Genomic DNA, 22,640 nt, shown 5'->3' with positions numbered 1-22,640 from the left:
CCAAAGAATTCTCCCTCTGCTGGATTCAAGGCCGTGCCGCAAACCAGCGGCCCAGCAAGGCGCGCTCATCCTCGGTGATGCCGGTGGCATTGTTCAGCGGCATGGTTTTTTGCAGCACCGCCTGCTGGTACAGCTGCTGCGCATTCTGTTCGATCAAGGCGGCGCTGTGCAATTGCACGCCCTTCTGGGCGATTTCAGCGTTATGGCAGGGCAGGCAGCGCTGCGCCACCACCGCTTGCACCTCAGCCAAACTGGGCACGGCCGAGAGCGCATGGGTCGGCGCAGGCTTGGGCGCCGCGCCCACCACCAGGCCGATCAACAACACCGCCGCGGCCACCAGCAGGCCCCAAGCATTGACGCCTTTGTGGCGTTTGACGAAATAACTGCGCACCAGCACGCCCACCGCCATCAATCCAATCAGCAGCAACCAGTTGTGCGCGTGGCCGTTGAGCATGCCGTAGTGGTTGCTGAGCATGGCGATCAACACCGGCAGGGTGAAATAGGTGTTGTGCACGCTGCGCTGCTTGCCGCGCTGACCAAAGACTGGGTTCACCGGGCGCCCGGCGCGCATGTCCGCAATCACCTGCTTCTGGCCGGGAATGATCCAGAACAGCACATTGGCGCTCATCATCGTGGCCATCATGGCGCCGACCAGCAAGAAGGCCGCGCGGCCTGCGAAGAGCTGACAGGCCAGCCAGGTCGCGGCAGCGATGAACACGCCGATCAGCCCCAAGACTCGGCCGTCATGGCCGATGCTGCCATCGACGGTGTGACCCAAGCGGCGACAGATCTGGTCATACACCAGCCAGCCCGCCGCCAAGAAGCCCAGCGCCGCGCTGATGGCGAGGGGCGCGCTCCAGTCGAACACGCGGCGGTCGATCAAATAGCTGTCGGCATTGAGCAGATACAGCGTCACAAAGAGCGCGAAGCCACTGATCCAGGTCCAGTAGCTTTCCCAGTAGAACCAGTGCAGATGCTCGGGTAGATCCGGCGGCGCCACCAGGTACTTCTGCGGGTTGTAAAAGCCCCCGCCATGGACGGCCCAGAGCTCACCGTCCACGCCCTTGGCGCGCAGATCGGCAGCCGTCGGCTTGCGCAAATGGTTGTCGAGCCAGACAAAGTAGAAGGAGGCACCGATCCAGGCGATGCCAACGATCACATGCAACCAGCGCAAAAGCAGGCCGGCCCAATCGAGCAGGTAGGAGCTATTCATCCAGACCCCGAGGCGGCTCACCACAGGCGGGCGCTGTGAGCTGCATTAGGTCGCGTCAATCAATGCCGCTGCGACACCATTCTTAGGAGCGGCAAAGTGTAGCGAGCTTTCTGGCGCCTAAATAAGACCGGCTTGAAGCCGGTCCTGAGTCCTCAAGCGCGACGGCCCTTCTTCGCTCGGCCGGCTTTGGGGGCAGACTTGCCGGGCCGGTCGGTGCGCGCTGCATGGCTGGGCAGAATGCGCTGCGCCAGGGCGATCAACTGCTCGGCACTGCGGCTCAGCGCCTCATCATCATGCTGGGTCAAGGCCAAGGCATCGACAAAACGAGACAGCCGCTCCAAACGATCGACCATGGCCTCCAACTGCAGCGGCCGTACCGTCACGCAACGCAGCGCTTCCGAGTAACTGTCGGCCAACTCTTCGAACCAACGGCGGCCCTCCTCGTCCGGACGGCCCAACTTGCCATCGATCATCCGTTCCACCAACAAGGCCTCCGGTTGGATCAACAAATCCCAGGGGCTGGGCTGGATGGCGAAGTTCTGCACTGCGGCACGTCGGCATTGCTGAGCCAATTCAATCGCAGCATCCTTTTCCGCCGGGCTGTGCCAATCGGTCAAGGCATCCAAGGCCAGGCGATAGAGCGCGTGGCAAGGGCTGAAATGATCGGCCCCTGGCCGGCCTTCACCAGCCCGGTAGGCCTCCACCCCTTGCTGCAGGCAATGGGCCATGGCCTGGGCCGCGGTGTCGGCGGCGGCCGCATCCAAGTGCCCGCTCAACAAGCGCCGCGCCTGCAAATTGGCCTTGCGCTGCCAAGCGGCGCCGCGCAAGGCGGTGCGTTCGCTGTGCATGGTCGAGGCCTTGGCGCCTGCCGTGCCCAGCGTCACGGCATCGCCATCGGCCACCAGCGCGTCGAGTCCATCCAGGCGCCGCAAGGCCAGATCGATCAGCGCCTCGGCGGCGTTCAATTGCTGCTGAGCCTGTGCGTCGCCGGCCAAGGCTTGGCCCAGCGCCGCAACCGCCCTGGCCTCGCCCAGCCGCGACTCGACATCGACCAGTTTTTCCAGGTCAGAAATCGGCACGCCGCCAATCCGGTCGACGGCCTGCGCAGCGCTCAGAAACGCCGCCCGCGCCCGTTCCCACCGGCCGAGGTCAAACCAGGTCTTGCCCAGCGCATATTGCAGCTGCGGGTTCTGCAGCCAGCCGGCCGGGCAACGCCGGGCCAAGGCGTCGGCCACGTGGTCCACCTCGGCCTGCAACTCGCGCGAGCCCATCGAATCGCCTCGGCGCGCCAGTTCGGAACGCAGGCTGGCCAATTCGTCCAACATCTCGTCCGGCGACACATAACGGCTCGCCGGGCCGGCGCCGGGCACCCCTTCGGCGGCAGGCTCGGCCAACCAAACCGGATCGCCATAGGCTTGGAACGCGCCCCAGGTGATGTCCTCGGGGTGAGCGCGCCAGACCTCCTTGCGCGCGCTGAAGACGGCATCGCCAAAGGGCCGACGGCGCAGCAACAACTGCTCGTAGAACACCTCGCCAAACCGGCGGGCGGATTCATCATTGACCGCCCAGCCCGCCACCACCACGCAGCGCACGCCGATGCCAATCATTTCGCGCGCCACGCTGGCGGCCAACTTATTGCTGCCTGCCCCCTGGGGCTCGCGATCGACCTGCCCGAGATGGCAGCAATTCAGGAACACCAGTTCGGGCACCACCTCCATGGCCATGATCTCGGCCGCCGTGATCAGCAACCCATCGGACAAGAGCACGCCGCTGCGACCGTGGCCATCGGCATGCGGCAGGTCGAACACACCGTGGGCCGAGATATGCAGGATGCGCCAGGGCTTGGCATACAGCTTGGACAGCACATCGCTGGCCTTGTTGAAATTGCCCACCATCGATTCGACTTGGTAGCCCATGCCGGTCAGCAGCTGCTGGCAGGCCTCACCTTCGGCCTGCGCGCCCGGCAGATCAGGGGGGTCTTGGGTCGGCTGATCATTCAGGCGCGGAAAGCCCCGCGAGAAGCCGGCCACCGACGGATTGGCAATCACCAAGGCCCGCCGCGCCACCCCTTGATGAACGCTGGCACGGAAGGTTTGCGAGGCCAGTTGCCGCACCACCGCCGTGCGCAGCGCAAGCGGTTGTTTCTCCTCGGACGGCCGATCCGGATCATCGGCCAGCATCAGCTCCCACGGGAGATTAGCCGTGTAGGCGTCCACCACCAAGACCACCCGGTCCAGCTGGCGTGCGGCATCCTTGAAGTCATGCGGCACCATCAGTTGGAACAACATGCGCCCGAAGTCTTCGTTCCAGACCGGGTTGCCAATTTGTTGCGCCACCATCTGCTCGATCAGCCCCGGTTGGCGCTGCAGGGCGACCGACTCGGCACGCGCCCGCTGGCCGACAAAAACGAAACGCAGCTTGTCGGCCACCGGCGCGGCGGCACCGATACGCGAGCCCTCGGCGGCGGCCTCTTGTGCCGTCGGCGCAGCCGAGCCCTGCGCTTCGCTGCGCTCGGCGTCAGTGATGATCAGGCGCGGCCAGTAGCTGGAATTGCCGTCATCGAACAGGCGCTGCCTGAAGCCCTCGCCCTGCTGCAACTCACCCTGACACAGCAAGGCCGTGCCTTGCTTTTCGGCCTGGGCGGCCAGCTGCGTGCTCAGCGTCCGCAAGGCATAGGTGGCGCCAATGGCGGTATCCAGATAAAGCTCAATGATGTCGAGCTTGCCGATGCGGATGTTCAGCCGCGTGGTTGCGTAAAAACGCGCATTCGCTTCCATCACCCCGCGTACCAAAGCCTCAACCGAGGCCGCCACGGTCAGATTGGCCGAGGAGTTGTAGCCCAGCAACAAGCTGGCCAGAGGCACCTCGCGGTCCGCCTTGCCGAGCACATCAATGACCTGCAGCAAATAGCGCAGCGCGCCGGTGCGCACCGCTTCGGTCAGGTCGGCCGGACTCAAGGCCCGGTCGTAGGAGCCCAGGCCGGTCACGACCGCGCCACTCAGCACACCCAGCTTGCGCTCGAAGTCGCCGCGCACGCGCAACACCACCGCGGCCGTACCACGCGCACCGGCATAAAGGCCGAGGCTATAGCGTTCGCTCAGCTCCTTGTCCAACAACTCTCGGTCGATCAAGGCTTCGGCGCCGGCGATCGGGTCGCGGTCGTAATGGCCGACCATGATGGGGTCGCTGACAAAACGCAGGTCCATCGCACGGATGGCCACCTCCAAGCGCCGCTGCGTACGCGCCGGCACCCGGTTGCGGGCGGAGCTGCCCATCAAGCCGCGCAGCAAAGCGTCCGGGTCATCGACGCAAGGCGGCCCGGCGTCATAAGTGATGGGCTGCGCATGTTCAATCGCGCGCGTGGTCGGCGCCTGGGCACTCAGGCCCGAGCTCAGCCCGGAAGTCAAGAGTTCGGTCAAGGCGCTGAAGTAGCTGCTGGTCGACAAGAGGTCGCCGTGGGCCGCCGGCATGTAATAGAAACGCCCGATGCCGCCAATGCGGCCCGAGGCCCAGGTCACCGTGCCGTCGCCACGGCTGGTGCCGACCATCTTCAGTCGGCCGCCCTCCTCGCGCAGGCCACAGGGCGTGTTAGGCGCTTGGCCGAAGACATAGACGCTCTTGGCTTCGTAGGCGGCCGGCAGCGCGGGCAGGCCCAGGCCATCCTGGCTCCACAACCAGCTGGCTGCATCCAAGACCGCTTGCTTGGGCGTGCCAGCGTGTTGGTCGCCGAACCAAAAGTCCTGCACCTTGCTCTTAAGTCCCACCCAGGTATCGGCCTGCTGGTAGGCGAAGCTGGCGCCGCCATCGGGCTGCCCCTGGAAGGTGTCCTGAAAGCCGGGCTTGGGCAGCAGTTGCAAGGCCCCTCGGAAGCCGGCAATGATGTCCAGCACCTCCTGCATATCGTGCGTCAGGTCCAAACGCACCAGCTTGCGCAAGGTGTCGCCCTTGCCGATCAGGTTCTCCACCATTGAATGCGCGCCCTGATTGGGCGTGCCCAGCATGATCAGGCGCGCGCCCTCGCGCGCCATCAGTTGGTCAATGACGGCACGGCGCTTGTGGATACAAGCCCGCACCACCAACCCGCCCATGCTGTGAGCCAACAAACGGATCGGCTGCTGGGTTTGGCGCATCAAGCGGTCAAGGAACTCGCCCAGCCGCTCGGCCAAGACGTCCAGTGGCTGGCGCCAGTCATAGGGGAAGGGTTCCACCCGGTGGCTGTCGGCCAAATGCTGGCAGACACGGCCATAAAACATCGCAAACAGCTCCTCGGCCTCGACGCTCGGGCGCTCCCATTCGATCTTGGCCAGCCCGCCGGTGGCGATGTCGCCCGGATCGAACCAGACCCGGTCCTTGCCCGCGACCTGCAGGTGGGAGCCCATGATGCCGGGCAGCACCACGACGATCGGGTGATCCGCCGCGCCCACGCCGCGGCTGGCACCGGCTGCGGCCAAGGCCGCCGCATAGTCGGCCGGGTCAGGCAAGGCGCGGAAGCAGCTCAAGCCGCTCGGATCGGCCACCAAGAGCCAATCGCGCAAGGCACTGCGGGTATCCACGTTGACGAAATAACGGAAATGGGACACATCGGCCCCACGGTCAAATAAGACCCTGGCCCCCGACTTGGGCGCAATGCCGGCCAGCATCGCGGTGGTGTTGACGACCAGATCGTTGTCGTCGTTATCGAAGAGCAGAAAGTCGGTCAACATAACGCCCAAGCGGAGCAGCAGATTGCCGCCCTGGATGTCGCCCGCAATGATGGACATGGCCGTGCCAGGCCGCACCGGCGCATCGTGCAGCAGCCTGGCCATCGGCGAGTCGGGCAGCATGGCCTCGATACCGGGCACCAAATGGGCATTGGTCCGGTTCTTGGCAATCTCGATCACCACACGTTTGAAGGCCGAGTACAGCGGGCTACCAAAGAAGAAGGGCACGGTGCCGATCAGCGTCAACAGCCCCGACAAGAACACATCAAAGTTGCCGCTGGCCAACTTGGTGCCATTGGCCGGCGAGGCGGCGCGCACATAGCGCTGCACCACGATCTGCCGCTCGCGCAAGAGCCCGGCCAAGGCCCGCAACTGAGCGCGCTGCTCCGCATGGGCCGTCTCCAGCTCCTGGACGACGCGCCGGGCTTCATTCGCGTCGGCGTCACCTGTGCCCTCGAAGGCATAGGCGTAACCGTCGATCAAGGCGTCAAAGTCCCCCAGGCAGAGCAGGTCGGCGACCAAGCCTCCACGCGAATGCGAGACCAGACAGATTTGCGCGCCGATCGGCAAGGCGCGCAGCAGCGCAATAGCGTTCTCAATCGGGCTTTGCGACAGCGTGCGATGCTCGAAGCCATAGATGCCGCCACTGAAGCGGGCCTGCAGCGCGCCCCACAGGTCACGATCACCATTGCGCAACTCACCAAAACTTCCCAAGGTGCTGGAGCCGGTGCCATGCACAAAGACCAGCATGGCGCCGGCAGGCGGATTAGAGGCGAAGTCGCAGGGTTCCAAGTCTTGCGGCTTGCCAGTGGCCGATACCCAGCGGTACAGCCCCGGCTCTTGTGAGAGCTGCTGTTCGATCGCCCACATCAAGGCCTTGGTGCCGGCCCAGCTGACGCCCAGCTCGGCCTTGTTCTTCAGCTGCGAAAGCGCGGCATCGATGATGGCATCGGGCGCCGCACCGACGGCAAAGGTAAAGACCTTGCTGATCAAGCCCCCCATCGCCTCGCCAAGACCGCGGCCGGGCGCGGCGCCCTGCGAACGCAAGGCCTCCAGCAAGATCGCGCCGTCCTCGCCGATCAGCTCCGGGTGCGTCTGCAACAGGGTGTCGCGCAGCCGCCCGGCGCTGGTGATCAAGGTGCTGCCGTCGGCCAACTCCAGCACCATCACCTCGTTGGGTGCGGCCGCATGGCTTTGCGCCACCGCGGCCCCATCGGCGCTGCGCGCAGCCGGGCTCAGGTCGAAAGCGCTCAAGGGCTGCAGATAACCATCGGGCAAAAAGGCATCGTCGCGCCGCCCTGCCGAGCGCGCCGCCGGCGTCAGCAGCGGCGGCAGTTGCGGGCTTTGCGCCGCACGGCCATTCAACTTGATCGGGATCTGCTGTTCCGCCATGACCGTCTCCTGCTCACTCGCTGCTGTTACTGCCGGATGGATTGCCGCCCGAGCCGCCGGGCGGCCCACGGTCCACCGATCACACCGTGAACGGTTTTTGCTTCATGAACGCGGCCAAGGCTGCAGGGTCGCCCAGCATGAACAGATTGGGCGACTGCGTCGGCGGCATGCCGGCACGGATGCGGGTGTGGAAGCTGCTGTAGTTGCCGGCAAAGGCGCCTGAGGCCCAGATCTTCAGCAGCTGGCCGGTGAACGCGCCGTTATGCTCGCCGTCCATCGAGGTTTGGTTGTCCTGGCAGCCCGAGATCAACACCACGGCGGGTTTGAATTGCCCCACCAGCGCCGTCGCATGCGAGGCGCCGCCGACCAGCGCCAGGGCGGCGTCCGGATCGACAAGGTTCTTGGAAGTCTCGGCCAGCACCTTGAGCTGCAAATCGTCATAGAACTTCTTGTGCGCCTCATAGACCCGTCGAGCCACTTCGGCCGGCATCAGCTTGACGCGCTGACCCGGCGGCGGAGGCGGCGGAGGGAGATCACGCGTGACGGTGCCGCTGTGGCAGCTGTCGGACAAGACCAACACGCGCACGCCAGCGGCAAAACGATTCAACTCAAAGTAGAGTTCATCGTCGATCAGCTGGCCGTCGTACAGGCACAGGGTTTCGTCCTTGTGATCGGGCTCGTCGCCATTGACATCGCCAACCTGCCCGCCATGGCCGGAATAGGTCAGCAGGAACAGGTCGCCCGCTTTCAAGGTCTTGGCGGCGCTGCGCATTGCGGCCAGGGTCGCGGCACGCGTGCCTTTCTTGGTCAACAAGACGGTCGGCTTGATGCCCTGCGACTTGGCCAATGCGGCCATGTCATTGGCATCGAACTCGCAGGCGGCCAAGGGACCGTCCCACCCGCCATAGGCCGCTGGGTTGACGGCGTTCAAGCCAATATGAAGCGAAAGCCCTCGCGCCTTGCTGGTGAGCTTGGACGGGCTGGTGGAGCTGATCGGGTTGATTTTGCTTGCCATTTGAAGACTCTCCTGGCCGAGCCGCACGCGGCGCTGGGCGGGTTGACGATGCGCACCGCCCCCATGGCGGCCGCCTGCGATCTTGTGCGGAGCCGCGGGATTGCGATACCCCTAGGTTCTGGCGAACGCCCAGCGTCCGGCTGGGAGGCCACCCTGGTTAGCATGTGGGCCACGCATGCCACCCTCAGCCGCCACGCCCATGACTGCCCACAACCCCTTGCGCCAGCATTTGCTCGGCATGGCCTACAACAATGCCTGGGCCAACCATCGCCTGATCGGCGCCTGCGCGCAATTGAGTCAGGCCGATTTCGAGGCCCAACGCTGCAGCTTCTTTCCCTCCATCAAGGCCACCCTGAATCACAGTCTGTGCGTGGATTGGTTCTACCTGGATGCACTGGAACGCGACCATCTGGCGCAGCCGCCCCATCCCGATTGCTATGTGTTCTTTGAGCGGGATGAGCCCTATCCGCAGTGCACTGAGCTGTGGGCCGAGCAGCGACGTGTCGACCAGCGGCTGCTGCGCTATTGCGCGGCCCAAAGCGATGAGCAACTGGCGGGTATCGTCACCATCGCCCGCCCGGGCCGACCACAACGGGACAGTCGCAGCCGACTGCTGGCGCATCTGTTTCAACACCAAATCCACCACCGCGGCCAGGTGCACGCGATGCTGGCGGGTACATCGGTCGCGCCGCCGCAATTGGATGAGTTCTTTTGCGCCGGCGAGGCCGCTGAACGCGCAGCCGACTTTGCCGAACTCGGCTGGACCGAGGCGCTGATCTGGGGCTGATCTGGGAAGATCGCACCCGTCGTCATTCACCCACATGAAAAAACCGGCACGCGGCCGGTTTCTCTGTGCAAGCCTCGGCGGAAGACCGCCGAAATGCTCAAGCCTGCTTGCGACGACGCACAAGCGCCAAGGCGCTCAGACCGGCCAGCAGCATGGCGTAGCTCTCGGGCTCTGGCACGGCGCTGGCGGCCACGGCAGCGACAGCGGCCACACCGGTGTCGGTGAAGTCGGTGAAGACGCCGTCCACGCCCATCTTCAAATAGGCTTCCATTTCTCTTTGCGGATCGGAGAAGCCCAGCATCGAGGCGTCGTTGCGGAAGGTCCAGGTGTGCACGAACAGCCCATTCGCATGGGCCGACTCGATCACGCCGGTGGAACCGACGACACGGCGGTCCTTGCCATTGACGGTGCCGTCGCCATTGCGGTCAACACCGTCGTCCACCGTCTTCAGCAGATAGGGCTTCCAGGGGCCGATACCATCGGCATAAGTGGCGACGAAAGACAGGCCGACATCGGTGACCATGTCCGCAAAAGTCAGCTTGCCGCCGCGCTTGGCCACGTCATAGGGCTTGTCGTAAGGCGCCACCAGAGACATCGAGCCATCGGCGTTGACATCGTCCGCGTCCACCAATTGCACCAACTTGATGTCGGTCTTGGTGTTCAGGTATTGCAGGTTCGAGACTTCAAAGCTCTGGATGAAGACCGGCGCATTGCCGCTATTGCCGTAGGCGCTGTGAAGCGTCGACACCAGCTTGTCTTCAAAATAGGTCTTGCTGCGCCCTTGCGCCAGCGACACGCCCTGCATATAGGTCGAGTGCTTCAGTTCGGGATAGATGCCGATGGTGCGGCCGGTCTCCGCGCTCTTGGCCTTGGCCAGAGCAATCACCTCGTCCAGGGTCGGCACCTTGAATTGGCCGTCATAGGTGGTCGGGCGGCCGGCGCGGGTCTGCATTGCACCCAAGGTCTTCAACTCGGCCAGGGTGAAGTCTTCGACGAAGTACTGGTTCTTATAGGTCACGCCGTCGATCGTCTTGGTCGTCATGCGGTCGGCAAATTGCGGCAGCAGGCGCACATTGGTCGAGTCGCCAATGACCGGCTCGTGGCGCGCCACCAGCACGCCGTCACGGGTCATGACCAGATCGGGTTCGATGTAGTTGGCACCCAACTCGATCGCCTTGGTGTAACCCTCGAGGGTGTGCTCGGGCATATAGCCGGAAGCGCCGCGGTGGGCGATCACCAAGGGCGCATTGCCGTCCAGCGTGTCCCAGGCGAAGGCCGGGGCGGCGCTCAACAGCGCGGCCGCGAGTGCGGAATAGATGAATTTTGATGACATGGCGGGCTCCTTAGCTTTTCGCCATCATTCCTCAGCAATATGAAAGCCCGTCGGCGCGCGTCGGCCAAAGATAGTCCGAAAGGATCATCAAGCCAGCCAATATTCGACGTGCGTTCCACCAAGCGCACAGCGCCAATAGCGAACTGATCTTTGGCGCCAGGGTTACGTCAATGACAACGCTTTGCTTGGGAACTCGCTGCAGACCTTCGCTGCCAGCAACTGCGCCTGCAATGGCGAAGACCCCACCCGGCCCGAACTGAAGGCCTCGCTAGCCGTTCCCGGGGCGGCGACTGAGGGCTAAGCGCCAAGTCGTCGCCTAAGCCCTGATCTCAAGCGCCCATCTCAGCCCTGCTGTTGAGACAACAACTGGGCCGCCACCGCCAAGGCGATCACCTCCGGCTGTTTGCCCTCGATACCGGGCAGACCGATCGGGCAGTTGACGGCATCCAACTCGGCCTCGCTGAAACCACGCTCCCGCAAGCGGGCACGAAAACTGGCCCATTTGCTCTTGCTCCCGATCAGGCCGATGAAGGGCAAATCACACCGCTCGCGCCGGCGCGTCAAACAGGCGCGCAAGATCTCCATGTCTTCGGCATGGCTGAAGCTCATGATCAGCACGCGGGAGCCGGGGGTCAGGTCTTGCACAGCGGCCTGCACCGGCTCCGAATGTTCGGCCAGGATATGGGCCGGCACGCCGGACGGAAAGACCTCGTCGCGGCTGTCAATCCAATGCAGACTCACCGGCAAGCGGGCCAATACCCGCGCCAGCGCCTGCCCGACATGCCCACCGCCAAACAAGGCCACCGGCATCTTGGCTGACTCGGCCGCGCGCAGGCGCTGCGGCAAGCCGGCAACGTCGTTAGCATCCAGCCATTCATAGCGCAGCGCCACCACGCCACCGCAACATTGACCCAGGCTGGGGCCCAAGGCATGTTCGGTGATGACAGCCGACGAGAACCGCCCGCCATGCAAAAGGCGCCGCGCCTGCGCAATGGCCTCAAACTCCAACTGACCCCCGCCAATGGTGGCGATCAAGGGCGGAGAGGCCGCACTGTCGCCCACCGCCATCCAGGTGCCGGGGCCGCGCGGCACACTGCCCTGCACACGCAAGACCGTCACCAGCACCCGCGCCTGTACTTGCAGGGCGGCCTGTAGTTGCTCGATATCGCTGTGCAGATCAAAGAAGGAAGTAGACGACATGGCAGCCATTAACTCGCATCTCAAGCGGCGTTCAACTGCCACGGTAGGTCGAATAGCTCCAGGGGCTGGCCAGCAACGGCACGTGGTAATGCGCCGCCGCATCGGCAATGCCAAAGTCCAAAGGCACCTGATCCAAAAACGGAGGCTCTGGCAAGCTCACGCCGGGCTGGCGCCGGAAGTAGTCACCCAGCTCAAACACCAGGCGGTAACGCCCCACTTGCAGCGACTCCCCTTCCAGCAGCGGTGCACCACTGCGACCATCATCATTCAAGGTCAGCGACTTCAACTCAAGCGCACTGCCATCGGCCTGCAAGCGGTACAGACGCAATACCATGCCGGCCGCCGGGCGGCCATGCATGGTGTCCAGCACATGGGTGCTGAGCCAACCCTGGGCGGGGCTGCCGGAGCGGGTGTGGGCGGCTGTCGTCATCAATGATCCTTTTTGCATCAGCGGCGGCGGAAATTGAGGCAAAGTGTAGGCAAGAAAACGCGCCCAAGCGCTCTGGAGTTGCCCATCGCCATGAGACAAGCCCCGACACCCCACCGCTACCCGCGCGACCTGATCGGCTATGGCGAACACCCCCCGCAGGCGCAGTGGCCCGGTCAGGCGCGCATCGCGCTGCAGTTCGTGCTGAACTATGAAGAAGGCGGCGAGAACTCGGTGCTGCATGGCGACGCGGGCTCGGAGCAGTTCCTCTCCGAGATGGCCAACCCGCCGGCCTTTGCCGCGCGCCATCTCAGCATGGAAAGCATTTACGAGTACGGCTCGCGCGCCGGCGTCTGGCGGCTACTGCGCGAGTTCGAGGGGCGCGGCCTGCCACTGACGGTGTTTGGTGTGGCCATGGCGCTGGAGCGCCACCCCGAGCTCTGCCAGGCTCTGGTGCAGATGAACCATGAGATCGCCTGCCATGGTTGGCGCTGGATCAGCTACCAAGGCATTGATGAGGCCACCGAGCGCGCTCACATGAACGAGGGCATGGATGTGCTGCAACGCCTGATCGGCGAACGCCCCTCCGGTTGGTACACCGGACGCGACAGCCCGCAGACGCGCAGGCTCGTGGCCGACTATGGTGGCTTCGAGTACGACAGCGACCACTATGGCGACGACCTGCCCTTCTGGCTGCAGGTGCGCAAGAGCGATGGCGCACTCAGCCCGCATCTGGTCGTGCCCTACACGCTGGACTGCAATGACATGCGCTTCGCCCTGCCGCAGGGCTTCTCGCATGGCGACGAGTTTTTCGAATATCTACGCGACAGCTTTGATGTGCTGTACGCCGAGGGCGAAGAGGCGCCCAAGATGATGAGCGTGGGCATGCATTGCCGCCTGCTCGGCCGCCCCGGCCGCATGCGGGCGCTGCAGCGTTTTCTCGATCATGTGGAGAAGCACGACCGGGTCTGGATCTGCCGGCGTGTCGACATCGCCCGCCATTGGCGCAGCGTTCACCCCTTCGACGCCCAGCGCGCCTTCATCTGGGAATGATCATGACCTTGAGTTTGAGCGCATTGAACGCCGCCTCGGCGGCCGATTTCGGCCGGCTGCTGGCGGGCACTTACGAGCACTCCCCCTGGATCGCCGAGCGCGCCGCGGCAGCCCGCCCCTTTGCCAGCGTGGCGGGGCTCAAACATGCGCTGGCCACGGTGGTGCGCGAGGCCAGCCGCGACGAGCAACTGGGCCTGATCCGCGCCCACCCGGAACTGGCTGGCAAGGCCATGGTCGCCCAGGCGCTGACGGCCGAGTCCAGCGACGAGCAAGGCCGCGCCGGGCTGACACACTGCACGCCCGCCGAATTTGCGCGTCTGCAGCAGCTGAATGCCGCCTACGGCGAGCGCTTCGGCTGGCCCTTCATCCTGGCCGTGCGCGGGCCGCGCGGCCAAGGGCTGACACGCGGCCAGATCATCGAGACTTTTGAACGCCGCCTGCAAGACAGCCCCGAGCAGGAAATGCACGAGTGCCTGCGCAATATCCACCGCATCGCCGAGATCCGCTTGAATGACAAGTTCGGGCTAGAACCCGCTTTGGGCAACCAAGTCTGGGACTGGGCCGAGGCCTTGGCCGAGTACGCCGACCCCGGCTTCAAGGAGCTCGGCCAGCTGACCGTCACCTACCTGACCGAGGCGCACCGCGCCTGCGCCGCCAGCTTGCAGCACTGGATGCAAACGGACTGCGGCTTTGACGAGGTGCAGATCGATGCAGTCGGCAATGTCGTGGCGCGCTATCACGGCAGCGACCCGGCCGCGCGCACCTTGTTAACCGGCTCCCATTACGACACCGTGCGCAATGCCGGCAAGTACGACGGCCGGCTCGGCATTCTGGCGGTGATGGCTGCGGTGCGGGCGCTGCATGCCGCAGGTCGACGCCTGCCCTTTGCGATTGAGTTGCTCGCCTTTGCCGAGGAAGAGGGGCAGCGCTACAAGGCCACCTTCTTGGGCTCCAGCGCCTTGACCGGCCAGTTCGAGCCGGCCTGGCTGGACGAGGTCGATGCCGAGGACATCAGCATGCGCAGCGCCATGCAAAACGCCGGGCTGCCGGGCACGATGGCGGCCATCCAGGCCCTGCAGCGCGACCCGACGCGCTACCTCGGCTTTGTCGAGATGCACATCGAGCAGGGGCCGGTCTTGAACGCGCTCGACATGCCCTTGGGCGTCGTCACCTCGATCAATGGCAGCGTGCGCTATCTGGGCGAGGTGATCGGCCAAGCCGCCCATGCCGGCACCACGCCGATGCGGCAACGCCATGACGCCGCCGCCGCGGTGGCCGAGTTGCTGCTCTATGTGGAGCAAAGAGCCGGCAGCCAGCCCGATGTGGTGGGCACGGTGGGACTCTTGCAAGTGCCGGCGGGATCGATCAATGTGATCCCCGGGCGCTGCCAATTCAGCCTCGACCTGCGCGCCGCCGATAACGCCGCCCGTGACGCACTGGACACCGATGTGCGCGCCGAGTTGGCGCGCATCTGCGAGCGCCGCGGCTTGCGCTGGCAACTGCAGCAAACCATGCGCGCCGACGCCGCCCCCAGTGACCCGACATGGCAGGCCCGTTGGGAGGCAGCCGTGGCCACCGTCGGCCTGCCGCTGCAGCGCCTGCCGAGTGGCGCCGGCCACGATGCGATGAAGTTGCACCAACTGCTGCCGCAGGCCATGTTGTTTGTGCGCGGCGGCCATGGCGGCATCAGCCACAACCCGCTGGAGACGATCAGCAATGACGATGCCGAGCTGTGCGTGCAGGCCTTTCTGGCCTTGTTGAACGGCCTGGCCGAGGAGAAGACCTGATGAATCACTACCAACAACTGGATGCCTGGGTCGACGCCCACTTTGAAGAAGAGCTGCGTTTTTTGCAGGCACTGGTGCAGGTGCCGACCGACACGCCGCCCGGCAACAACGCGCCGCATGCCGAGCGCACCGCCGAACTGCTGGCGGCCATGGGCCTGAGCGCCGAGCGCCACCCGGTGCCGGCCGAACTGGTCAAGGCCCATGGTTTGCAAAGCATCACCAACCTGATCGTGCGGCGCCGCTTTGCCGACACCGGACCCGTGATCGCCTTGAATGCCCATGGCGACGTGGTGCCCCCCGGCGACGGCTGGACCCATGGCCCCTACAGCGGCGACATCGTCGGTGACCTTCAGAGCGGCAAGCTCTACGGCCGCGCCGCCGCCGTCAGCAAGAGCGACTTCGCCAGCTACACCTTTGCGCTGCGTGCGCTCGAGTCCCTCGGCCTGCCCTTGAACGGCGGGGTCGAGCTTCACTTCACCTATGACGAAGAATTCGGTGGCGAGCTTGGCCCCGGCTGGCTGCTCAAGCAAGGATTGACGCGGCCCGACCTCTTGATTGCCGCCGGCTTCAGCTACCAGGTGGTGACCGCGCACAACGGCTGCCTGCAGATGGAGGTCAGCGTGCACGGCCGCGCCGCCCATGCGGCCATCCCCGACACCGGCGTTGACGCCTTGCAAGGTGCGGTGGCGATTCTGAACGCGCTGTATGCGCAGAACACGCTGTACAAAAAGCTTAGCTCTCAGGTGGAAGGCATCAGCCACCCCTATCTGAATGTGGGCCGCATCGAAGGTGGCAGCAACACCAATGTGGTGCCCGGCAAGGTCAGTTTCAAACTCGACCGCCGCATGATCCCCGAAGAGGACCCGGTGGCGGTGGAGGCCAATATTCGCAAGCTGATCCGCGACACGGCCGCGCAATGCCCCGGCATCAGCGTCGACATCAAGCGCCTGTTGCTGGCCCACGCGCTGCAGCCGCTGCCCGGCAACAAGGCCCTGGTCCAAGCGCTGCAGCGCCATGGCGAAGCGGTGTTCGGCGAAGCCATCCCGACCTCGGGCACGCCGCTCTACACCGATGTGCGGCTCTATGGCGAGCACGGCATCCCGGCCGCCATCTACGGTGCCGGCCCGCGCACGGTGCTGGAAAGCAATGCCAAGCGTGCCGATGAACATGTGAACCTGGCCGAACTGCGCGGCGCCACCAAGGTGGTGGCGCGCACATTGCTGGAGCTTTTGAGTCCCAGCACCCCCGCATGAACACCCGTCGCCAGTTCGCCTTCGCGCTCTCTCTGGGCCTGGCTTGCGGCAAGCCCCAAGCAGCGGCCGAGCCCCGCAGCGCCGAGCCGGACTTGGCGCCCAAGCCCATGGGCCGCCTGTTCAGTCACTACGACTACCCGCCCTTCGTCACGGCCCCGGGCCAGGGCTTGACGCAAGACCTGGCTCAGTGGCTGAGCGCCAAACTGCCCCAAGAACTGGGGCCGGTTCGCGCCCAACTATTGCCGCGCAAACGGCTCGATCTGGAAATGAGTCAACCCGGCTGGATGGGCTTGGTGCCCTGGGTCAGCCCGCAGTTTTTTGGCGACCTCACCATGCAGCGCTATATCTGGTCAGCACCCGTGATGGACGACGGGGATTTGGTGCTGTCCTTGAAGAAGAAGCCGGTGGTGTTTCAAGGCACGGCCTCGCTGCAAGGCCTCAAACTCGGCGGCGTGGCGGGTCATGTGTACCAAGAGTTTGAAGCCATGATCGCGGCGAACTCGCTGCAAAGAGAAGACGCACCCAACACCTTGAGTAATCTGCAAAAGCTGCTGCGCGGCCGGGTGGATGTGGTGTTCATTCCGCGCAGCGGCCTGCCCTGGTGGCGCAAGCAGATTGAGTCTTTTGACGATCAGGTCTTTGTAGCGGAACAGCCGCGCAACAGCTTCCAGCGGCGCATTCTGATTTCGCCGCATTTGCCTCTCGCTTGGCGCGAACATATTTTAGAGGCCGCCCGAGCGATGCCACAGGACGCGGATTGGCAGCTGGCCCTGAGTCGCTATGGGCTGCAGGCCTTGGCGTCGAAGAAGCACAGCGACGCGGGCCCTGCAGCACTGGCTTGATAAAGCTCGCGCCTAGAATCGGCGGCCCGGGCAGCCCAGTGCAGTCACTGCGCCGCCCACGCCCTGTACTCGAAGTGAGATCCCATGAACAAAACCCTCATCTGCAGCGCACTGCTGTTGGCCTCCGTCCAAGCCTGGGCACAGGTCGATGTGTCGCAAGCCTGGGTGCGCGCCACCGTCGCCCAACAAAAGGCCACCGGCGCCTTCATGCAATTGAAGTCGCAGGGCGACGCCCGCTTGGTCGAAGTGCGCTCCAGTGTGGCCGGCATCACCGAGGTGCATGAGATGGCCATGGACGGCAGCGTGATGAAGATGCGCGCCATCTCGGCGCTGGACCTGCCGGCGGGCAAGGCGGTTGAGCTCAAGCCCGGCGGCCTGCATGTGATGCTGATGGACCTGAAGGCGCCGATCAAGGCCGGTGACAAGGTCGCCCTGACGCTGGTCTTTGAAGACAAGGCCGGCAAGAAGCTGCCCGCTGTCGAAGTGCAAGCCGAGGCCCGCCAACTGGGCGCGCCGGCCGCCGACATGGGCATGCACAAGCATTGAGTGGCTCAACACTTGCGTGTAATTCTTAAGCCGCATCAAGGCGAACAAAGACACGCTCCTTAGAATCCCCACCGTGACCACACCGTTCAACCCTCACCGCAGCCCGACCCGGGCGAGCCGCTGGCTGGTCCTCGTGACCTTCCTGCTGGCGGCGCTGGCCCCTGCCTTGTCGCAGGCGCTGGCCCATGCGCGGGGGGATGTGGTGGCCTGGAGCCAAGTCTGCCGCAGCAGTGTGGTGTCGCCGCGCGCGGCGCAATCGGTGCTGGCAGCGCAGGCCGCCGAGCAAGACTCCGACAGCGCCATACACGGACTCTTTTCGAACTGCCCCTACTGCGCCCTGCAGGCGCAAGACCTGGCCCCACCGCCGCCCACACAGCCAGCCGTCCTGCTGCTGAGTGACTTGCGGTTTGCCATGCCCGAGCGCTTCTACAGCGCCCCTGATTCGGCCCATGCCTGGGCCCCGGCGCAGTCGCGTGCGCCACCTCGCACGGTCTAACAAGCCCGCCTGGGCGACGCTTCTCTACTGCGCCGCCGCTTCCCCTTCTTTTGCTGCGCCCCTCGCCGTGCACGTCGTTTTGCACGCGCCGATGGCGGCCGCCGCACTGCTTGTTCGACCATGTTCGCAAACTACCGCCCCACGCGCTCCACTCGAGCCCCACGCCGCCATACCCTGAGCCTGGCCACTCTTGCCCTCTCGGCGTTCTGCCTGGCCTCTTTGCAACAAGAAGCCCGGGCTCAAGGTGTCGCCACCGAAAGCCAATTGGCTCCCGTCTTGGTCAATGGCGTTGCCATTCGCTCCGGGCTGGCCGCCAACCTGCCCAGCAATAGCGTCAGCAAGACCGCCGAAGACCTGCGTGACCAAAACCTCTTCAACCCTGAAGACGCGCTGAAGTACATGCCCAACACCAGCATCCGCAAGCGCTATATCGGCGACCGCAACTCAATGATCGGCGGGCGCAGCTTTGGCACTTTGCAGCCGGGCCGCGGCCTGGCCTATGTGGACGGCTACCTGATCAGCAACTTCCTGGGACGCTTTGACGGCCCGCGCTGGAACATGATCACGCCCGAAGCAATCGCTCGGGTGGACATGCTCTACGGCCCCTTCTCGGCCATCTACCCCGGCAACTCGATCGGCACCACCGTGGTCACCACCGAGCGAGAGCCCACAAAATTTGAGGCCTCGGCTCGCTTGACCGGCTACAGCCAAAGCTTCTCGCAATACGGTTTGTCCGAGCGCTATTCGGGCGGCCAGGCCTCGGCCTATGTGGGCAGCCGCCTGGACTCGGGCCTGTGGTTCACCGCCACGCTGAACCACCAGGACTCGACCTCGCAGCCGATGAACTACTACACCGCCGGCGTCAATGCCAAGACCGGCAGCTTCGACCCGGCCAAGCCCGGCGACAAGCGCGTCACCGGCATTCAGTACGACCTCGACCCCAAGGGCCAGCCACGGGCCATCTTTGGCGCCAGCGGCGGCGCCATCGATCACACGGTGCAAGACACCGTCAAGCTGAAGGCCGGCTATGCCTTCACGCCCGAATTGCTGGGCAGCGCCATGCTGGGCTTTTGGACCAATGACACCCAAAACAGCAACCGCCCCTTTCTGCGTGATGCGGCCGGCAACACCGTCTGGTCCGGCACGGTCAGCGACGGCACGAACCGCTTTGTCATCCCCGACACGGCCTTTGCGCCCTCCAATCGCGAGGAGCTGCACCGCCATGCCGGCCTGACACTCAAAAGCAAACGCCCGACCGGTTGGAACGCCTCGGTCGTTTACTCCAACTACCGTATCCTGAAAGACATTGCGCGCCAGGCCAATCTGCCCGAGCCGCAAGCCCAGGAAGGCGGTGCCGGCAGTTGGACACGCCGAGACGGCACCGGATGGGACACATTTGAAGTGCAAGCCGCCTACACCCCGGTGGCCGGGGACTGGGGTCAGGGCCGCCACAGCCTGGTGCTGGGCGTTCATCACAACAGCTACCAACTCGACAGCCCGACCACCCAAGCCAGCGACTGGCGCAAGACCGAGACCGTGTTGACTCAGCGTTATCGCGGGCGCACCGAGGTCTTTGCTGCCTATGTGCAAGACACCTGGAAGCTGCAGGACGACTTGACCTTGACTCTGGGTCTGCGTCAGGAGCAGTTCCGCAGCATGGACGGTGAGCAATTGCTGCGCGTCAGCAGTTGCAAGCCGGCCGCCGGCTTTGGCTGCGAGGCCACGGGCGACGGCAGCTTCAACAAGATCTTGCCCTACGACGGTCGCAAGCTCAGCGGCAGCTCGCCCAAGGCCTCCTTGGCCTGGCAAGCCCTACCCGACACGGTGCTGAAAGCCAGCTATGGCCGCGGCGTGCGTTTCCCCAATGTGGAGGAGTTGTACAACGGCACGGTCACCGCCACCGCGCAAACCCAGAGCGACCCAAATCTGAAGCCAGAACGCTCGGATGCGCTGGAGTTCAGCCTGGAGCAAGACTGGGAGTTGCACCGCCTGCGTGTCTCCTTATTCCATGACGAGGTCAGCGACAGCATCTTGCGCCAGACCGATATCTCGGTGTTGCCGAACGTGACCCGTGTGTCTAACGTTGATCGTGTGCGGACCTATGGCGTGGAGTTCGTCTGGCAAACCCAAGACCTGTTCCTCAAGGGCCTGAGCCTGGACGCCAACGCCGCCTTCGCGCATTCCAAGGTCGTGGCCAATGCCCGCGACCCGCAGAGCGTGGGCCAATGGTGGCTGCGCGTTCCTAAGGTGCGCGCCAACGTGTTGGCAGCCTACCGGCCCGATGGGCATTGGATGGGCAGTGTCGGCGTGCGCTATTCCGGGCGGGCTTACAACGACGTCTACAACCTGGACGCGAACCCGAACGTCTATGGCGGTGTGTCCTCCTTCACCTTTGTTGACCTGCGCACCAGCTACAAGTTCAGCCCCAAGCTGGAGTTGGCGCTGGGCCTGGACAATGCCTTCGACAGCCGCGGCTACCAAGCCCACCCCTACCCTGGCCGCACGGTGTTCACCGAACTGCGCGCCAGCTTCTGACCGGAGGGCCCGTTTCATGCGCAAACTTCAACTGCTCCGAAACTGGCTGACCGCTGCGCTGATGGGCCTGGGCCTGTTCGCAGTGCAGGCCCAGCACGCGATGCACACCAGCGCGGCGGCTTCGGCCGTAGCGCCCCAAGCCGCCGCCGAGAAACCGGCCGAGCCCAAGCCCAGCTCCAAGCCCAAGAAAATCGCTCTGGGCACCGGCGCGGCCTTCGCACCGAATGGCGATCTTTGGATCACCGGACTGGACGCACAGGGTCGCTTATTCGTTCAAAGCAGCACGGACCTGGGGCAAAGTTGGGGCGCAGCCCGACCCTTGGACATCGGCGCCGACACGGTGTCTGCAGACGGCGAGAACCGCCCCAAGCTGGCGTTTTACGGCCCCAAAAGCTGGGCGGTGATCAGCTACACCAAGCCGCTGAGCAAGCCCTACACCGGTGAGATCCGCCTACTGCGCTCCATTGACGGCGGCCAGACTTTTGCGGCGCCCATCACCGTGCATGCGGATCGGCAGCTGATCACCCACCGCTTCGAGAGCATCGCCTTTGATGCCCTGGGGCTGCTGCACACGGTCTGGATCGACAAGCGCGATATCGAAAGCAGCAAAGCTCGCAAACAAGCCTACCGGGGCGCGGCCCTTTATCGCAACGAATCCAAGGACGGCGGGGCCAGTTTCGGGCCAGATCTCAAGCTGGCCGATCACAGCTGCGAGTGCTGCCGCATCGCCCTCAGCCCCACGCCCGAGGGCGGCTTGGCGGCGCTGTGGAGGCATGTGTTCGAGCCGAATCAGCGCGACCATGCCTTTGCCCTGCTGCAAGGCGAAACGCCAACGCTGCAGCGTGCCAGCCAAGACCAGTGGGCGGTGGATGGCTGCCCGCACCACGGGCCAGGACTGGTGCCCGACGAGTCCCGAGGCGGCTACCACGCAGTTTGGTTTGGGCTGCGTGATGGTGTGGGCGCGGTGCGTTATGGCCGCTTAGACCCGCAGGGGCGCCCCGAGGGTTCGGTGCGCGCCTTGCCCGACGAAGCCGCCGAGCATGCCGACCTCGCGGCTCATGGCAAGCAACTGGCCATCGTTTGGCGCAGCTTTGATGGCCAGGTCTATCGCTTGCGGGCCTGGCTCTCCAAGGACGGCGGCCAAAGCTTTGAGCTGAAGGAGCTGGCCAGCAGTGCCTCAGACAACGACCATCCCCGCTTGCTGCTGCGCCTTGTGCCCGGCGGCAAAGAGATTTACGCGCTGTGGCGCACCACGGAGAAGACTCATGTCCTTGCATTGCAGCCCTGACAAGTATCGGCAAGCGCAAGGCCCGGCCCGAAGCGTTTGGGCGCGCTGGCTTGGGGCCGCCGTCGCGGCCTGCCTGCTCTCGCTGGCGGCCCAGGCCGCGCCCAAGCAAGTCGAAGCCTTTCGCGCCGACGAGTGGCAATCGCTGCAAGCCCAGTTGAAGCAGCCCGCCATCGTGGTCTTCTCCAGCACCGATTGCGTCCATTGCCCGGGTGTTCTGCAAGACCTGGCCGCGAACCGACAAAGGCAGCGTTTGAAAGTGCCCGTCATTGCGGTGGTGATGGACCAAGAACCGGGCAGCGATGACGCGGCGCTCTTGGCCAATCCGCATTACCGCAGGGCCGATCGTCTGATGGCTTTTGAAGGCCAGTCCGCCGTGCTGCGTCATGCCGTCAACCCGCAGTGGCGAGGCATGACGCCTTACATCGCCCTGCTGAAGCCCGGCGCCACTGCGCGCTTCATCATCGGCCCGCCCGATGCTGCCGAGCTCCGCGACTGGTTGGACAACAAGCCGCGCTGAAGCCGGCTCACTGGCAAGTCTGTAGGCCACCAAAGTGGCCGCGACTGCCCTGGAGCCGATCCAGCCCCAATGACCGCCTTCGCACTCACAGGAGCCGGTCGTTCTGTGGTGGTCAGTAACGGCGACGTGCCCGGAGCGGACTGCTTGGTTTTACTTGTGAGGCACGGCAGCCCAGGCCGTCGCTGGGCTCATGGCTCGGGGGTAGGCCCAGATGGGCCGACTGCCTCGCGCTGCTCGCAACTTGGAGCCGGCTCCG

The 22,640-nt window shown here is 64.8% G+C and carries 16 protein-coding genes; 10 read left to right on the top strand and 6 right to left on the bottom strand.

Going from position 1 to position 22,640, the window contains the following annotated elements:
* Positions 1 to 25: 25 nt before the first annotated feature.
* The 3 genes from WG899_RS17595 to WG899_RS17585 all read right to left on the bottom strand — a co-directional run bounded on the left by WG899_RS17595 (position 26) and on the right by WG899_RS17585 (position 8,320).
* Positions 26 to 1,213 carry a urate hydroxylase PuuD gene (locus WG899_RS17595; protein WP_339596959.1) on the bottom strand — a complete coding sequence of 396 codons (1,188 nt, stop codon included), beginning with the start codon at positions 1,211 to 1,213 and terminating at the stop codon, positions 26 to 28.
* A gap of 152 nt (positions 1,214 to 1,365) precedes the next feature.
* A complete protein-coding gene (locus tag WG899_RS17590) occupies positions 1,366 to 7,305 on the bottom strand; it encodes a CHAT domain-containing protein (protein ID WP_339596958.1) in 5,940 nt (1,979 codons plus the stop codon).
* A gap of 79 nt (positions 7,306 to 7,384) precedes the next feature.
* Entirely contained in the window at positions 7,385 to 8,320 is a 936-nt protein-coding gene (locus WG899_RS17585) for a caspase family protein (protein ID WP_339596957.1), read from the bottom strand.
* 199 nt (positions 8,321 to 8,519) lie between these two features.
* On the opposite strand from WG899_RS17585, the gene WG899_RS17580 reads away from it, so the two are divergent.
* On the top strand, positions 8,520 to 9,107 hold the full coding sequence (locus WG899_RS17580; RefSeq protein ID WP_339596956.1) for a DinB family protein: 588 nt from the start codon (positions 8,520 to 8,522) through the stop codon (positions 9,105 to 9,107).
* Positions 9,108 to 9,204: 97 nt separating this feature from the next.
* On the opposite strand, the gene WG899_RS17575 is transcribed toward WG899_RS17580, so the two are convergent.
* The 3 genes from WG899_RS17575 to uraH form a co-directional block, all read right to left on the bottom strand.
* Positions 9,205 to 10,440: a glycerophosphodiester phosphodiesterase gene (locus WG899_RS17575; RefSeq protein WP_339596955.1), complete on the bottom strand. Its 1,236-nt coding sequence runs from the start codon at positions 10,438 to 10,440 to the stop codon at positions 9,205 to 9,207.
* Positions 10,441 to 10,782: 342 nt separating this feature from the next.
* The gene (xdhC, locus tag WG899_RS17570; protein WP_339596954.1) at positions 10,783 to 11,640 is read right to left on the bottom strand and encodes a xanthine dehydrogenase accessory protein XdhC; all 858 of its coding nucleotides are present in this window, start codon (positions 11,638 to 11,640) and stop codon (positions 10,783 to 10,785) included.
* A gap of 31 nt (positions 11,641 to 11,671) precedes the next feature.
* On the bottom strand, positions 11,672 to 12,070 hold the full coding sequence (gene uraH / locus WG899_RS17565; protein ID WP_339596953.1) for a hydroxyisourate hydrolase: 399 nt from the start codon (positions 12,068 to 12,070) through the stop codon (positions 11,672 to 11,674).
* A gap of 90 nt (positions 12,071 to 12,160) precedes the next feature.
* On the opposite strand from uraH, the gene puuE reads away from it, so the two are divergent.
* The 9 genes from puuE (at position 12,161) to WG899_RS17520 (ending at position 22,384) form a co-directional block, all read left to right on the top strand.
* Positions 12,161 to 13,120 (top strand): allantoinase PuuE, encoded by a 960-nt coding sequence (gene puuE / locus WG899_RS17560; RefSeq protein WP_339596952.1) that lies wholly within the window; start codon positions 12,161 to 12,163, stop codon positions 13,118 to 13,120.
* A 2-nt stretch (positions 13,121 to 13,122) separates the two neighbouring features.
* Entirely contained in the window at positions 13,123 to 14,907 is a 1,785-nt protein-coding gene (uraD, locus tag WG899_RS17555) for a 2-oxo-4-hydroxy-4-carboxy-5-ureidoimidazoline decarboxylase (protein WP_339596951.1), read from the top strand.
* Positions 14,907 to 16,160, top strand: a complete 1,254-nt coding sequence (locus tag WG899_RS17550; RefSeq protein WP_339596950.1) for a M20 family metallopeptidase — start codon at positions 14,907 to 14,909, stop codon at positions 16,158 to 16,160. Before uraD ends, WG899_RS17550 begins: the two co-directional genes overlap by 1 nt.
* The gene (locus WG899_RS17545; RefSeq protein WP_339596949.1) at positions 16,157 to 17,002 is read left to right on the top strand and encodes a substrate-binding periplasmic protein; all 846 of its coding nucleotides are present in this window, start codon (positions 16,157 to 16,159) and stop codon (positions 17,000 to 17,002) included. The genes WG899_RS17550 and WG899_RS17545 overlap by 4 nt, the downstream gene beginning before the upstream one ends.
* An 84-nt stretch (positions 17,003 to 17,086) precedes the next feature.
* Positions 17,087 to 17,548 (top strand): copper chaperone PCu(A)C, encoded by a 462-nt coding sequence (locus WG899_RS17540; RefSeq protein ID WP_339596948.1) that lies wholly within the window; start codon positions 17,087 to 17,089, stop codon positions 17,546 to 17,548.
* Between the two features lie 73 nt (positions 17,549 to 17,621).
* Positions 17,622 to 18,044, top strand: a complete 423-nt coding sequence (locus WG899_RS17535; RefSeq protein WP_339596947.1) for a DUF2946 family protein — start codon at positions 17,622 to 17,624, stop codon at positions 18,042 to 18,044.
* Between the two features lie 120 nt (positions 18,045 to 18,164).
* Positions 18,165 to 20,579, top strand: coding sequence for a TonB-dependent receptor (locus WG899_RS17530; RefSeq protein WP_339596946.1), 2,415 nt, complete (start codon positions 18,165 to 18,167; stop codon positions 20,577 to 20,579).
* A 16-nt stretch (positions 20,580 to 20,595) separates the two neighbouring features.
* Positions 20,596 to 21,867, top strand: a complete 1,272-nt coding sequence (locus WG899_RS17525) for a hypothetical protein (RefSeq protein WP_339596945.1) — start codon at positions 20,596 to 20,598, stop codon at positions 21,865 to 21,867.
* On the top strand, positions 21,845 to 22,384 hold the full coding sequence (locus WG899_RS17520; RefSeq protein WP_339596944.1) for a hypothetical protein: 540 nt from the start codon (positions 21,845 to 21,847) through the stop codon (positions 22,382 to 22,384). The genes WG899_RS17525 and WG899_RS17520 overlap by 23 nt, the downstream gene beginning before the upstream one ends.
* Positions 22,385 to 22,640 lie beyond the last annotated feature (256 nt).

It is taken from the genome of Paucibacter hankyongi (assembly GCF_037482915.1).
Classification (GTDB): domain Bacteria; phylum Pseudomonadota; class Gammaproteobacteria; order Burkholderiales; family Burkholderiaceae_C; genus Paucibacter_A; species Paucibacter_A hankyongi.
The sequence above is the reverse complement of the archived record's forward strand: the minus strand, read 5'-3'. Positions and strand labels throughout refer to the sequence as shown.

Excerpts from the sequence above, each read along its gene's own strand:
- WG899_RS17595 (WP_339596959.1), bottom strand. The coding sequence starts at position 1,213 with ATGAATAGCTCCTACCTGCTCGATTGGGCCGGCCTGCTTTTGCGCTGG.
- WG899_RS17590 (WP_339596958.1), bottom strand. The coding sequence starts at position 7,305 with ATGGCGGAACAGCAGATCCCGATCAAGTTGAATGGCCGTGCGGCGCAA.
- WG899_RS17585 (WP_339596957.1), bottom strand. The coding sequence starts at position 8,320 with ATGGCAAGCAAAATCAACCCGATCAGCTCCACCAGCCCGTCCAAGCTC.
- WG899_RS17580 (WP_339596956.1), top strand. The coding sequence starts at position 8,520 with ATGACTGCCCACAACCCCTTGCGCCAGCATTTGCTCGGCATGGCCTAC.
- WG899_RS17575 (WP_339596955.1), bottom strand. The coding sequence starts at position 10,440 with ATGTCATCAAAATTCATCTATTCCGCACTCGCGGCCGCGCTGTTGAGC.
- xdhC (WP_339596954.1), bottom strand. The coding sequence starts at position 11,640 with ATGTCGTCTACTTCCTTCTTTGATCTGCACAGCGATATCGAGCAACTA.
- uraH (WP_339596953.1), bottom strand. The coding sequence starts at position 12,070 with ATGACGACAGCCGCCCACACCCGCTCCGGCAGCCCCGCCCAGGGTTGG.
- puuE (WP_339596952.1), top strand. The coding sequence starts at position 12,161 with ATGAGACAAGCCCCGACACCCCACCGCTACCCGCGCGACCTGATCGGC.
- uraD (WP_339596951.1), top strand. The coding sequence starts at position 13,123 with ATGACCTTGAGTTTGAGCGCATTGAACGCCGCCTCGGCGGCCGATTTC.
- WG899_RS17550 (WP_339596950.1), top strand. The coding sequence starts at position 14,907 with ATGAATCACTACCAACAACTGGATGCCTGGGTCGACGCCCACTTTGAA.
- WG899_RS17545 (WP_339596949.1), top strand. The coding sequence starts at position 16,157 with ATGAACACCCGTCGCCAGTTCGCCTTCGCGCTCTCTCTGGGCCTGGCT.
- WG899_RS17540 (WP_339596948.1), top strand. The coding sequence starts at position 17,087 with ATGAACAAAACCCTCATCTGCAGCGCACTGCTGTTGGCCTCCGTCCAA.
- WG899_RS17530 (WP_339596946.1), top strand. The coding sequence starts at position 18,165 with ATGTTCGCAAACTACCGCCCCACGCGCTCCACTCGAGCCCCACGCCGC.
- WG899_RS17525 (WP_339596945.1), top strand. The coding sequence starts at position 20,596 with ATGCGCAAACTTCAACTGCTCCGAAACTGGCTGACCGCTGCGCTGATG.
- WG899_RS17520 (WP_339596944.1), top strand. The coding sequence starts at position 21,845 with ATGTCCTTGCATTGCAGCCCTGACAAGTATCGGCAAGCGCAAGGCCCG.